11 protein-coding genes and 2 pseudogenes are annotated in these 14,237 nt (G+C 34.0%); 4 read left to right on the forward strand and 9 right to left on the reverse strand.

What is annotated here, in order from left to right; genetic code table 11:
- Positions 1-328: 328 nt before the first annotated feature.
- Entirely contained in the window at positions 329-1,546 is a 1,218-nt protein-coding gene (locus QWZ06_RS13560; RefSeq protein ID WP_290298728.1) for a tail fiber domain-containing protein, read from the reverse strand.
- Positions 1,501-2,184, reverse strand: a complete 684-nt coding sequence (locus QWZ06_RS13565; protein WP_290298730.1) for a phage tail-like protein — start codon at positions 2,182-2,184, stop codon at positions 1,501-1,503. The genes QWZ06_RS13560 and QWZ06_RS13565 overlap by 46 nt, the downstream gene beginning before the upstream one ends.
- Positions 2,185-2,691: 507 nt before the next feature.
- On the opposite strand from QWZ06_RS13565, the pseudogene QWZ06_RS13570 reads away from it, so the two are divergent.
- From QWZ06_RS13570 to QWZ06_RS13585, 4 genes and pseudogenes are all read left to right on the forward strand, one after another.
- Positions 2,692-3,316, forward strand: a pseudogene (locus QWZ06_RS13570) (porin family protein).
- Positions 3,317-3,565: 249 nt separating this feature from the next.
- On the forward strand, positions 3,566-4,156 hold the full coding sequence (locus QWZ06_RS13575) for a porin family protein (RefSeq protein WP_290298731.1): 591 nt from the start codon (positions 3,566-3,568) through the stop codon (positions 4,154-4,156).
- A 352-nt stretch (positions 4,157-4,508) separates the two neighbouring features.
- Positions 4,509-5,213, forward strand: coding sequence for a porin family protein (locus tag QWZ06_RS13580; RefSeq protein WP_290298732.1), 705 nt, complete (start codon positions 4,509-4,511; stop codon positions 5,211-5,213).
- Between the two features lie 333 nt (positions 5,214-5,546).
- Positions 5,547-6,248 (forward strand): porin family protein, encoded by a 702-nt coding sequence (locus tag QWZ06_RS13585; RefSeq protein ID WP_290298733.1) that lies wholly within the window; start codon positions 5,547-5,549, stop codon positions 6,246-6,248.
- A gap of 153 nt (positions 6,249-6,401) precedes the next feature.
- On the opposite strand, the gene QWZ06_RS13590 is transcribed toward QWZ06_RS13585, so the two are convergent.
- From QWZ06_RS13590 to QWZ06_RS13620, 7 genes and pseudogenes are all read right to left on the reverse strand, one after another.
- A complete protein-coding gene (locus tag QWZ06_RS13590; protein WP_290298735.1) occupies positions 6,402-7,349 on the reverse strand; it encodes a glycerophosphodiester phosphodiesterase family protein in 948 nt (315 codons plus the stop codon).
- A gap of 357 nt (positions 7,350-7,706) precedes the next feature.
- On the reverse strand, positions 7,707-8,627 hold the full coding sequence (locus QWZ06_RS13595) for a helix-turn-helix domain-containing protein (RefSeq protein ID WP_290298736.1): 921 nt from the start codon (positions 8,625-8,627) through the stop codon (positions 7,707-7,709).
- A gap of 71 nt (positions 8,628-8,698) precedes the next feature.
- Positions 8,699-9,622, reverse strand: a complete 924-nt coding sequence (locus tag QWZ06_RS13600; protein WP_290298738.1) for an alpha/beta hydrolase family protein — start codon at positions 9,620-9,622, stop codon at positions 8,699-8,701.
- A gap of 345 nt (positions 9,623-9,967) precedes the next feature.
- Positions 9,968-11,466, reverse strand: a pseudogene (purF, locus tag QWZ06_RS13605) (amidophosphoribosyltransferase).
- 141 nt (positions 11,467-11,607) lie between these two features.
- Complete coding sequence (gene purC, locus QWZ06_RS13610; RefSeq protein WP_290298740.1) at positions 11,608-12,330, reverse strand: phosphoribosylaminoimidazolesuccinocarboxamide synthase; 723 nt, start codon at positions 12,328-12,330, stop codon at positions 11,608-11,610.
- Positions 12,331-12,370: 40 nt separating this feature from the next.
- On the reverse strand, positions 12,371-13,066 hold the full coding sequence (locus tag QWZ06_RS13615; protein ID WP_290298742.1) for a DUF3307 domain-containing protein: 696 nt from the start codon (positions 13,064-13,066) through the stop codon (positions 12,371-12,373).
- A 2-nt stretch (positions 13,067-13,068) separates the two neighbouring features.
- Entirely contained in the window at positions 13,069-13,674 is a 606-nt protein-coding gene (locus tag QWZ06_RS13620) for a SatD family protein (RefSeq protein WP_290298743.1), read from the reverse strand.
- Between the last annotated feature and the right edge of the window lie 563 nt (positions 13,675-14,237).

Consider the following 14,237-nt stretch of genomic DNA (forward strand, 5'->3'; position numbering starts at 1 on the left):
GGAAACTGTAATTACTAAAAATTTATTGTTATGTAGAATACACGCAAGGTGAAAAAGAGTTTTAGCTTCATAATATTCTTTAATTTTATTCAAACGCTTTTCAACGGAGCTTAAACTATTCGGATTAATGCTCCTTTCTTTTAGCTTTCAGCAATCTCAGGTTGATTTAATCCTTCCCGTAGATACTTAATAATTCTTTTTTCATGATATGATGGGTGCCTGACTCATAATCAGGTGATCCCTGGTTTGAGCCCAGGTTGGACTACACAAAAGAGGCTATCTCACTTTTAAGACAGCCTCTTTCCATTATTAATAATCAGAATTATTTTTATTTCGAGAAGGAAGATTCGAGTTGTTTTAGACGCTCTTCAAAAATAGATTGTTTATGTTGCATTTCTATATGCGAATTTTTTAATGCTTCATTTTCTTTTTCTAATGCCTCTACCTTTTTCGCCAGTTCCTGAGTTGCAGAGATATTCAACATAGATAAGGCGTCATAGTCTACCGTCCTCAGATCAGACACTTCAGTTCCATAAACAAATAGTCTTCCTTTAAGGTTTTTATTTGTTAAATTAACAGTAATACTGTTAGGCGTGCTTGCCTGTATCTCCAAAATAACTTCTCCTGTTTCATCATATATTTTAAGAAATTTGTCCTCTTTAGCAATAACAATGGGCTTTTCAAAAATAAGAACTCCATCATTTTGTTTTGCCAACTGATAGATATTGGGAATAAAAGTTTTTACACTACTTCTACTCACGGCTTGCGGATACACTGCCTCTACCTCCTGAGCAATTACCTTTTTAAATTTCTGCTTACCATATACCGATTCATCTTTCATAAAATAATTAGTAATACCAAGCTTTTTTAAGAGTTCCAAATCATTTGCTCCGTCTGACTTTCCTACGATACTTTTAATTCTTTTATCTGAGAAGAGAGAAGTTTGGGCTACACTCAATTTTCCTACGGATATAATATTCCCATCTGCATAAATAGAAGTGTTAGTATTGAAAGTACCCATATCATTGGTGTAATTAGAATAAGTAGTTAATGTTCCATCAACAGAGCCTGATTCAGGACTTATTCCATAATACGTGAGGCTTGAGACCGCCAAAGGCCATCCTGTAGTTTTTAACCTGATATCCAGTGGAAATTTTGGAGTATTTGTTCCAATACCAATATTTCCGTTCTGATCAATATTGATTCTTCTGTTCCCATCGCCATCAGCAATGATGACATTATTCGACAGCGAAGCCGGCAAACCACTTACATTAGCTCCAATTATGGTATTTGATTTTCCGGAAACAAGCCCAGCCGCCGCCCGGAAGCCTATAAAAGTATTATAATTATTTATCGAATTTAAATTATATCCTGCAGATCCGCCAATCGCGGTATTCCCTCTCCCACCAGGAATCATTCGAAAAGAGTCACCTCCAATTCCTATATTGTCATCTCCAGAAATAAGCTCACGAAGAGAACTGGCGCCGATCCCAACATTGCCTATGGTGCTTTTAGCTGAATAAAGTGAAAAATAGCCGTTTGCCACATTATTATTCCCGTCCAGATTTGAATATAAAGCACGATATCCATACCCGGTATTTGTATTCCTGATTTGTTATTGCTCAGCACTTCTGATCCTATGGCAGTATTCATACTTCCTATAGTATTTGAAATTAAATTATTCACCCCTACTGCAGTATTGTTAAGTCCTGTTGTATTAGCGGTCAGGCTATTAACCCCAAAGATGGTATTCGTAGTGTTTAAAACACCGGATACAATATTATTTCTTTTAAAAATAACATCTACATTATCAGAAGTCCCTATAAAATTAATTCCGTTTACCATCCCCGAATTCCCTGTCAGGCTCCATCCAGTCATCACAATGGGGGTTAAATCATCCAGTACTTTCGTCCATCGTCCAGCACTTGCACTCCAATAATAATATCCTGGAACAACATCGTTTACTGCAGTAGTGTTATAAATCATTAAAGATTGGACAGGTGATGGTACTGTAGTAGTATCAGAACTTCCAGTTAATGCGATCCTAGGGATTAATATTCCTTTATTTGAACCCGTAACGTCTAGTACTGAGGATGGATTAGGTGTTGCTGTATTGATCCCGATCTGAGCTTGCAAGTTGTTTTCAAAAAAAAGAATAAGCAGCAGCAATGTGCATTTTTTCATGTTGTAAAGGTTAATGAATTCTTACAAAATTCAATGAGCCGTTTTGTAAGAGTATCAGGTTATCATCTTATTAGAAATACAAAATTAGTAAAGCAAAATGGTTTGTTAATGCACATTTGCAGAAATTTGAATTTATACAATTGTCTTTCAGTAAGATTGTAATTGGAAAGAAAGTAAATCCAAAAGGCATCCCTGAATCTATTAATTCTTATCAAATTTAAATGATTCGTAGAAAAATTATGATTATAAAGTCCTTTTAAAATTCAATTTTTAGCAAGATTATCAATTTAGCATCATTCTAAACAAACGTTTAATTAATTATATAAAATATTAATAATCAAATATTTAAATTTTATTAAAACACTAAAAAAATTGCTTTTTCGCAGATTTTAATCAGTAAAAAAAAATTTTGGCAAGCAATTTGAAAGATCTCCAGCGTTCTACAGAAATGTGAACAGGTAGTAAAATTTAAAATTAAGAAAGAGTAAAAATTAAAAATTTAAAGTTATGAAAAAGTTAATTTTAGGATTAGCAGTAACTGCAAGCACGTTAGCGTTCGCTCAAACAACTTCTTCTAGTCCGGTGTCATTTGGTGTAAAAGGAGGAATGAACGTTTCTTCACTTTCAAAAAATAACGGGCTGGATGATCAAAAATCTAAAATAGGATTTAATGCAGGTGTATTTGCTAACATTCCGGTTGCCACTTCATTCAGTATTCAACCAGAGGTATTATATTCACAATATGGTAATAAATCAGATTATACTTTAGCAGGAACTAAATATTCGGCTTCTACTAAACTAGATTATATTACAGTACCGGTAATGTTCCAGTATAATGCCCTTCCTAATCTTTATCTAGAAGCTGGACCAGAATTCGGATTCATGGTAAGTGCTAAGAATAAATTCAAATGAATCTTCAGGACAATCTTCTACAACAGATAACTTCAAAGATAATTTGAATACATTCAATTTTGGTATCGGTTTAGGAGCTGGATATTACTTCACTCCTAATTTAGGAATTACAGCAAGATATGTAGCAGGTTTAACAGATATTGCTAAAGACAGACCTAGTGGATCTGATGCAGTAAGAAATAATGTATTCCAGGTAGGATTAGCTTATAAATTTAAATAAGCTTCTTAAACATTCAGTAACAAATTTTATATTCAATAAAAAGATCAGATTAGTTTTTAATCTGGTCTTTTTTATTGCACTTCATAAATTATGTTAACAAAACAATACACTTTTTCAATGTTTTTGTTTTAGGAAAATCACATCAACGTCCTGTTATAAAGACAAATATGTATATTTTCTTTTTTTGGCACGCAATTTGATTGTAAAGAAACTGTTAAACAAAACTTAAAAACTATTAAATAAAAACTTATGAAAAAGATTCTTTTAGGCCTAGCATTAGTAGCAGGTACTTTCTCTTTCGCACAAAAAACTTCTAGCAATACAGCATCATCTTCTCCAGTTAGATTTGGATTAAAAGCTGGTCTTAACATTTCTACTCTTTCAGGAGATGGAATGAAGTCTAAAGCAGGTTTCTATGGTGGAGTATTCGCTAACATTCCTGTAGCTCAAGATTTCAGCGTTCAGCCTGAAGTTCTATACAGCGGTATGGGAGCAAAAGATAACTATGATAGCAATACTAAACTTAATTTAGATTATATCGCTGTACCAGTAATGTTCCAGTACAACGCACTTCCTAACCTTTATTTAGAAGCAGGTCCTCAATTCAGTTTCCTTATAAACTCAAAATTGAAAGACAGTAACAGATCTTATGATATGAAAGATTATACTAAAGGATTTGATTTTGCTCTTGGTCTTGGTGCAGGATATTACTTCACTCCAAACATTGGTGTTAACGTAAGATATGTTGCAGGATTAACTGATATCGCTAAAGATAGACCTAGTGGTGCTGACTCTTCTAAAAACGGAGCGTTCCAAGTTGGATTATCTTATAAATTCTAAGCTTATCCTTAGGTTTAAAAACAAATTAAAACCGGATTATGTATTTAATCCGGTTTTTTTATATCTCAATTTATATTCAACATTTTTGGCAAGGAATTTGCGTATAATGTAATAATATTTTTTACTTTATGTTTTTTTAATTCCTGGAGTAAGATAAGATTCATATAAAAATAGATAATGGAAATGCAAAAATGAGGTATTTTCATTCTAGATAAAATACATTTTGATTTCAATAGAAAAAGTCAGGTTTACTTGTTTAAACCTGACTTTTTCGCTTTTATATGACTTTTATCATTTTTCTTCACTTTGGCGGGAGTTTTGATGCCGTCTGGGGGTTAATTAAATTATAATCATGAAGAAATTATTCGTAGGGTTGGCTTTCGCAGGAAGCCTTTTTATCAATGCGCAGGAAAAAACTAAATCATCTTCTCCAATTACTTTCGGAGTAAAAGCAGGAATCAATGCAACTACTATTTCTAGAACCAACGATACATATTCAGAGGGCTATTATGATAATGATCAGAAAATGAAAGCAGGTTTTAATGCTGGAGTATTTGTAAATATACCGGTAGCAGAAAAATTTAGTGTTCAGCCTGAGCTTCTTTTCAGCCAATTAGGTTCAAAATCAGAAGTAAGGTATAGAAATTCCAATGGAAAATTTACAAGTACAGTAGAGGCAAGCGACAAAGTGAACTTAAATTATATTGTTCTTCCTCTTATGGTGCAATATAATATTCTTCCTCAGCTTTATGTAGAGGCAGGTCCTGAGTTTGGATTGCTGTTAGGAGGAAAATCAAAAAGTGATGTTACCATTACTAACGGATCTGAAAATTTTACATCTTCTCAAAGTGATAAATACTCAGACAAAATAAATATGGATCGTTTTAACAAATTCAATTTCGGAATAGGTATTGGTGCAGGATATTATTTTACGCCACAATTTGGAGTAACTGCCAGATTTATTGCCGGAGTTACAGATGTACTGAAGAGCGATTATGTGGATTTCAAATCAAGAAACAATGCTTTTCAGGTAGGAGTAGCTTATAAATTCAAATAAGAATTTATTATTTTTCGATGTACTGGCCAGATGTTTTTATCATCTGGCTTTTTATTTTGGCTATATACATCTGTGTGATTTTTTTTAAGTAAATTTTAATAATTAGCAGATCTTTCCTTATGTGATAAAATTAACATAAAATTTATCATAAATATTCCATATGTGTTGAAATATTTTATATAAAACATGACTTCATGGGTCTTTTTTTCAATTAAGAAATCCTTTAAAAAGTCCTGTATATCTAGGTTTTTTGAGTTTGGCAAGCATTTTGCAAAATAAATCGCGAATGGTTGAAAGATCATTACAAGTAGTAAAAAATTAAAAAATTAAATTATGAATAAGTTATTTTTAGGACTAGCATTAACTGCTGGTACATTAGCCTTCGCTCAAGAAACAACAACGACAACAACAACTGTAAATACATCACCTCTTAAAAAAGATGTACAACCGATCAGATTTGGTATTAAAGCAGGAGGAAACTCAGCTTATTTCAGTGCTCAAAAATTCGGAATGAACAGTCAGAAATTAGGTTTCCATGCTGGTGCTTTTGTGAACATTCCAATCTCTAAGCAATTCAGCATTCAGCCAGAGGTTTTATATAACCAAATGGGGGCAAGAGATGTAATTTCTTCTGAAACTATTTATGATAAAACTACAAAAATTCAAGACAAAGTAACGATGAACTATATCTCAGTTCCTTTGATGGTTCAGATGAGACCAATGGAGAAATTCTATGTAGAAGCAGGTCCTGAATTCAGTTATTTCATCAACGGAAAGATGAAGGGTGATGTAACAACTACAACGACTACAGGTGGAGTAACAACTACTGTAAGCCAATCACACTCTGAAGATATTAACAAGGATGAGATCAATAAATTTAACTTTGGTCTAGCTCTTGGTTTAGGTTATGATATCACTAATAATATCGGAATCAATGCAAGATATACGAACAGTTTAACAAAGATCGATAAAATGAGTACAGCTGCTGAAAACAACAACAGAGTATTTCAATTAGGTCTGAACTATAAGTTCTAATATATACGAACCAATTTTTTAACTCCAGATGCATGTAAGTGCATTGTATAAAATAGCCGGAAGAATTTCTTCCGGCTATTTATTTTAATAATGATAGATTATTATTGTAATTTTTATAATCTCTATCTTTTTCCAGCCTTTTGAGGATCTGTCTTATTCAAATATTCTTGGATCATCACTGATAACACCATCTATACCCATACTTTTTAACTCTTGTAACCTTTCTTTAGTATTGACAGTCCATGGTATAACTTTCATTCCTAATGAATGACATTCTTGTACAAGTTCTGCAGTAACAAGTCTGTGATCGGGGCTATAAATAGTAGGTGTAAAGCTTAGAAATTTCATATCACCCGCTACTCCATTCAAATGATTCGGATATGCTCTAAATTTCTCTACAGGAATATTTTTAAAATAATACTGTTGTTGTGCTAATTTTTTATCATCTACCTTTTCTACAAGTAAAGCCGTCATTATTTTAGGATATTCTTTATGGATGATCTCCAGAGTTCTTGGATCAAAAGACTGAATGATAACCCTATCCTGAATTCCCTTTTTCACGATAATCTTCATCATCAGATCTACAAATTCTTTAGGTTCCGGATGGAAGATATTATCAGAGAAAGGGCGTGTCTTGGTTTCTATATTATAATAAGGTAAAGGCCTTTTTAATTCACGAGAATACGATTCACAAGCATCTATAATATCAGAGAAAAGAGGTTTATGAACCTTCATTTTCTTTTGATCCGGATAATTGTCCAGTTTCTTTAATCCTACATCAAATGTCTTAATTTGAGCATAAGGCATTTCATACATTTTATAGTAAAATCCGGAATCCTTTGGAATAGAGGTTCCATCAGGTTTGGTAACTAATTCTGGAGAAAGGAAAGAATCATGAGAAAGAATTACTTTTTTGTCCTTTGTAATAGCCAGATCCATTTCCAGAGTCGTGACATTCATTTTTAAGGCATTTTTCATAGCTGGAATTGTGTTCTCCGGATACAAGGATTTTCCGCCGCGATGTGCTTGATTATCGAAAGATTGGGCAGTATAAAGTTGGGTAAATGCCAAAAACAGACCCGTGAAAAGTACATTTTTCATTCTTCAATATTTAATTCTATAAAATTAAATATTGCATATATACTGTATGTTGTTAGAATATTAAACTTATGCTATATTTAATCATTATTCTAGAAACAGGTCATAGATCTGCGAAGTTCTTTCCCTATTTTTCATTTAGATTCGCAATGGAAGAAAGTTTACGGGCAGTTGCCGCAACTTTATCACCACGCTTTAATGCTACTTCCGTCCAGACACGTCCAAAACCTCCGGATGAACCTATGATAAACCAAACTTTCTTTTTATTTTCTATTGTTGTTATAAAATGTATTTTTATTAAGAAATTAACTCACTATTAAAAACGTATTTATCACCTCTTTTACTTTAAAAATCTTATAGTCAATTAAATTTTGCCCGAAATTCCAAGGGGCCTTGTTTTGTTTTTGCTTTAAACAATCTGCTGAAAGATTGGGGATGCTCAAAGCCTAATTCATAGGCAATCTCTGAAACTGAAAGTGTTGTTGATGAAAGTTTTTCTTTTGCTTTATCAATCAGTTTTTGATGGATAAATTGTTGTGCATTTTGCCCAAGTAGTGAACGCAATAAATCACTCAGGTAACTTGGCGAAATGTTCACTTGTTCTGCAAGTTGTTGAACTGTTGGAATTCCTTGGATGATCATTTTTTCATCGTCGAAATATTCATTTAGAATTCTTTCCAATTTCTGGAAAACAGTATTGTTTACGGCTTTTCTTGTTATGAATTGTCGTTTGTAAAATCGGTTTGTGTAGGTCAATAATAAATCGATTTGTGCAATAACTACATCCTGGCTGAAATCGTCAATCCGGCTATTCAATTCTTCTTCAATGATGTTAAAAACGGAAATTATCGTTTCTTTTTCTTTCTCTGAAAGATGTAGGGACTCATTCAATTCATAAGAAAAAAAGCTGTATTGTTTAATTTTTTTTGCCAATGGATACCCAAGAAAAAAATCAGGATGAATAAACAATCCAAGACCTGTGTGATCGTCAGAGTCATTATCACTTGTCGCTTTAAGCTGATTGGGTGCACTGAAACATAGTCCACCTTCATCAAAATCGTAATAAGATTGTCCATATTTAAATTTACCGCTGATATTGGGCTTGTAAGCTATTTTATAAAAATTTAAAATAAATGGTGATGGCAAATTTTCTGGTGGGATAGCATTGCTATCATTTCTGATCAAACTAATCAAAGGATGCAAAGGTTTTGGCAAGCCTAAGATCCTATGTAACTCTGATAAAGATTTAAACCTATGCAAATTATTTTCTTCTTTTTTCATTCCTTTAAAATAATATCATAATAAATATTGGATTATTTAAATAAAAGACCAATCCATTTTGAGGGAGAAAACTATTTACTTTCTATTTTTCCTAAAGCACTTTGAATAGTTTTCAATTTTTTCACTGCTTCTTCCCAGCTTCTATTCTCAGGATTAAATGTAGAATGAAGATATGCTGTCGTCATTTCCTGAATTATTGCTACACGTTCAGGATCTTCATCTGTTGTTTCCTCGGCATCGTAGCCAGTTATACCACCAAGCATGTGTTCCCCATCAAATAGCGTGAGCAAAGTTTTTTCGCCGGGACTTCTAAAGTATGCATCGGTATAATATTCTGCACCACGAGAACTGATAGGCGAAATATCTTTTCCACCTGTAATAACAAATGCAGGAGGATTCATTTTTGTATATCGGAAAGAATTTACAATGTCTACTTTCCCCCAAGGTGCTGGCATTTCTTTGTCTCCTTCACCACTCACGGCTAATAAGATGGCGGTTTTTACTCTATTGTCAGGCAAATAGATTTCGTTGCCGTTGTCATGGGTATAACTTGCTCCTAAAAGCATCGCCGCAGTAAGACCTCCCCCGGAATGTCCTGCTGCTGCAATATTTTCACGATTCATTCTTCCTTTAAGTGTGGGAACAGCATTTTCAATAAAATCCAATTGATCCAAGATAGTTTTCATATCTTCCACCCGGGATTCTGCGTATATTGGATAACCTGGTGTGTCCACACTAAGTTTCAACGTTTTTGAACTTAAATGGGTAGGCTTGATCACTACAAAACCTTGCGAAGCCCAATAATCTGAAAGTGGGCCTCCGCCTTTATAGGAAGAGAGGAAATTGGAGTATCCACCACCGTGAGAAAAAAGAATAATCGGTAGATTATCACCTGAAAGGGGTGCTGTTACACATATTTCCATATCCACAATACGGTTTGGCACCTTTAGAACTATCGGACTTACTGAAATAATTTGATTTTGAACTGACATCATATTTTGTTTTAAATTATTGGTACAAAGGTCGAACCAAATAAATTTTGAAATATAACCTAATTGAGGATTGTCATAACTAAAATGAGGAAATTACTTTATTTCATTAAAACCAGCTCGAAATTCACTTAACCTTTTCTCAAACTCTTTTTAAAAGAAATGAAAAAATAAATCAAGATTTTAAATCTTAAATATCTAAAGACTACCCATCTTTTTTACCCAATAAAAAAAGATTCCCTGTAAATGTTTCTGAAGCAACCAACAACTTGGATCAGAATTACAAATATATCAATACCACAAAAAAAGCCAGACATTTATTGCCTGGCTCTCTATTTTATGTAAGAAATATTAATTAAATAATTCTACCTCTTCTCCTTTCCCTACCGGATATTCTTCTGTGAAGCATCCGAAGCAGTGATTAGAAGATCCTAAAATCTCTTTCAGGTTGTCTATGCTTAAAAACTCTAAAGAATCTACTCCTAAATAGTTTCGAAGTTCTTCTGTAGACATATTTGCGGAAATTAAATCATCTTTTGACGGAGTATCAATTCCCAGATAACATGGAGCAATAATTGGCGGAGAAACACTTCTGAAGTGAATCTCTTTTACGCCTGCATCTTTCAGAATTTTAACCAATCTCTTAGAAGTTGTTCCACGAACGATAGAGTCATCAATAATTACGACCCTCTTATCTTTCATTTCTGAAATAATCGGGTTCAGCTTAAGGTTCACTACCCTTTCTCTCATTTCCTGTGTAGGGACAATGAAACTTCTCCCAATGTATCTGTTTTTAATCAAAACAGGACGGAAAGGTATTCCTGAAGCTTTTGAGAATCCAATGGCAGCAGGAACTCCGGAATCCGGAACTCCGATTACCAAGTCGGCGTCTACAGGAGACTGCTCCCAGATCTTTTCTCCAGACTTTTCTCTGATCTCATACACATTGATGTTTTCTAAGGTAGAATCAGGTCTTGCGAAATAGATATACTCAAAAGAACAGATTCTTTGTTTTCCTTTGGCTTCATCCATCATATAAGAATGAAGTTTTCCAGGCTCATTTTCGTTGGTGTAAATAATCTCCCCAGGAAGAATATCACGTACATATTGAGCTCCTACAGCATCTAATGCTACAGATTCGGAAGCCACTACATAAGAGTTCTCATTAATAGCTCCTAAACTAATGGACGGATACCATTAAAGTCTCTGAAAGCAAAGAATTTGTTTCTGGTCATTCCTACTACGGAATAAGCTCCTTCAATTTTCTCCATGGTAGCTTTGATGGCTCCACGAAGTCCTAAATCAAGGTTTTTCTGGATTAACCTTAAGATCACCTCAGAATCAGAAGTTGCTCTGAAAACTACGCCTTCAGCTTCTAATTCCGCTTTTAATTCTTTCGCATTGGTAAGGTTACCGTTGTGCGCTATAGAAAGTATAATCTGGTCATATTCGTTTTTCGCGAAAAATGGCTGGAAGTTATATTTCTTTTTATCTCCTGCAGTGGTATAACGGGTATGACCGATTGCAGAATTTCCCATAAAAGTTTCAGGTTCCTGAATGTCTTTATAAACGTCTAAAACCAATCCTTCATCTTTCATGTTGGTGATTCTTCCGTCTTTTAAAACGGAAATACCACAAGCTTCCTGGCCTCTGTGCTGTAATGCAAAAAGCCCGAACTGAGAAAGAGAAAACGTATCCAGATCATCATCCGAATAGAGTCCGAAGATTCCACATTCCTCATTAGGAGCATCTAATCTTTCCTCCTCCTGAGTTCTGAAAAGGTTTCTTCCGTAAACCTGGTTTTCAAACTGTTTTAAATATTCACTTTTATGAATGTCTAAACTTTTCATTTCTATTTTTTCTAATTATAGATCTTAGAAGTCAGATTTCAGATCTCAGACCAAAAGCTAACTTCAAATTTTAATTTTGTTTTAACTAACAAAGTATTTTCAGTACCAGCATCTGATATCTGAAATCTGGTGTCTGAAATCTTATTTTACTAGAAGATTTTTAAGACGGTTGTAGATCTCTACATAAGCCTCAGTTACTTCTCCTAAATCTCTTCTGAATCTGTCTTTGTCAAGTTTCTTCATCGTATCTTTATCCCAAAGTCTGCAAGTATCAGGAGAAATTTCGTCTGCAAGGATGATTTCCCCTGAAGAAGTTTTTCCTAATTCGATTTTGAAATCGACAAGGATGATGTTGATTTTGTCAAACAGCTCAATAAGGATATCATTGATGTCTGAAGATAATTCATACATTTCATCAAGCTCTTCGTAAGTAGCTGCACCTAAGAAAACAGCGTGGTGATCGTTGATAAGCGGATCTCCCAACTCATCTTTTTTATAACAAATATCGAAGATAGTTACCGGAGACTTGATTCCTTCTTCCACTCCTAATCTTTGTGCCATACTTCCTGCAGAATAGTTTCTTACGACCATTTCCAAAGGAATGATAGACACTCTTTTTACCAATTGCTCTCTTTCGTCTAATTTTTTGATGAAATGAGTTTTGATCCCTTTTTCATTTAAATATTCAAAAATAAGAGTAGTAATGGCGTTGTTCATTTCCCCTTTCAGGTCAACCTGGCCTTTCTTTTGAGCGTTAAATGCTGTAGCATCGTCTTTGAAACGTACTACTACTTCATCAGGATTATCGGTAGCAAATACTTGTTTCGCTTTACCCTCATACAACATTTCTTTCTTTTGACTCATAATTTTACTTTCTAAATTGTAGTTAGATTTATTTATTGATTTATTTTATTATTATTCCTGTTAAGACAGCCAGACCAAAACTTAGTAATGTACCAATTAATACATATTCTGTAAGTTTTCTCTGTTTTGCCTGTGCAAGGTCGCTGAATCTGAAAACAGATTTGGCAGCTACCATGAAACCTACGCCTTCCCAATGATTCACCATAATAAAGGTAAACACCAGCAGACGTTCTAAAATTCCGATATATTTTCCGGCACTTGTTAAAGATTCGGTTTGAATAGTGTTAGGTCCATCCGGAGCAGGTGTCCAGGATGATAAAAGAAGTTTAATAAAAATAGAAGCAGGCGTTGTCAAAAATAAAGCTGCCATTACTATTTTTAAAAATTCCTGATTGTGTAAAAAGCTGAATTGAAATTCACCAAAATAAAAAGAAACTCCTGCAATCACTAAAATATGCAGCAACTGATCGATGAAGAACCATGCTTTTTTTGTTTTTATAGTCTGGAAACTAAGTTTAGCGGCGTCAATAATAAAATGGGTAATCCCCACTAAAACAGCTACCCACCAAAGCTGAAGATCCCAAAGAAAAACAAGGCTTAAAGCCGTGTGAATCAGAATATGAAAGTATAAATATTTACTTTTTAGTTTATAGTGCTCCTTATCAGCAACCCATGAATTTGGCTGAAGTGTAAAATCTCCGAGTAGATGTGCCAATATGAGTTTGATAAAGATCATGCTTATAGTTCTGAAATTTTCTTTCTGAAATACTGATTGGTTTCCACGATGAGCTCATAGTTGGCTCGTTTCAGTCTCTGGCTTATAGAAGACTGTGATATAGCAAATCTTTTAGCAAGATCTTCCTGAGTAATATCCTGATTCATGATCATCTCATGAATGATTTCTGAGGTAGCCATCGTCCAGTTATCAAAATCTTTGGACGACCATTTCAATAAAATATTGAGATCCCTGTCTACAGAATCACTTGAAGTTTTAATAGCAACGGTATGCCCGTCACTCTTCAAATCGTTCAGAAGTCTTCCGGAATTTACATAAGCAGTCCCATTAGATTCAGTGATTTTTTCGGAAGAGAAACTTTCCTCACCAATGCCTATGGCCATTCTTACATCCAGATTTTCCTGACTTTTAATAAGGGATTTTATGGCTAGAAAGTGCCAAAAAACAGAGTCTATACTACATTTGAACTGAAACTCATCTCCCCTGTAGATTTCCCATGTGCCGGGAGCGCTTCCCCAGGTTTCGAGAAGATTTTTAAGCTTGGTAATCCAAACTTCAGTGTCTGCATGTTGTGAATTTATAATATCACCGGTAATGACCGCTATCATACTGCAAATATAAGCATAATTACTTATAAATAAAAAATATAAGCACAAACACTTATAGATATTGATTATTAGCGAATCTGCTTATATCAATTATATAGTAAACATAAGGCTTTTAAGACTTTAAGTGAAATTAAAAAATTAGAGAAAGACAAAATAAATTGAAAAATTTTCATGAGAAGTTGAATATTAACTCAACTTTTTTACTGTTTTTTTATTTGAGAAGCTGTTTCCTGCTATCCGCTCATACTCCTCGCTCCCCTCTTCTCCCATTGCTTGCTGTGGGGTAACCGCTACTATGGTAAGTTTACATTACTTAAAATACTTGAGTAAATTAGTGTAAAAATTAAACCTAAAGAGTAAAAGCAGCAGGATTAAGGCAGACGCTTCTCAGATACTAGATATCGCCCCTGATTTTATCCCCCTGCTGCTGTTTTCTTCTAAATCCGGATAGAACATTGTTTGGTAATAACTTTTTACCATGATGGATCAGAAGAAAAACCTCTTTAATAAAGTCATTGCTTATGTCAAAAAAATATCAAAAAAAAAGTTATCGGTGTTGATGT

The sequence above is a fragment of the Chryseobacterium tructae genome (genome assembly GCF_030409875.1).
Lineage (GTDB): Bacteria > Bacteroidota > Bacteroidia > Flavobacteriales > Weeksellaceae > Chryseobacterium > Chryseobacterium tructae.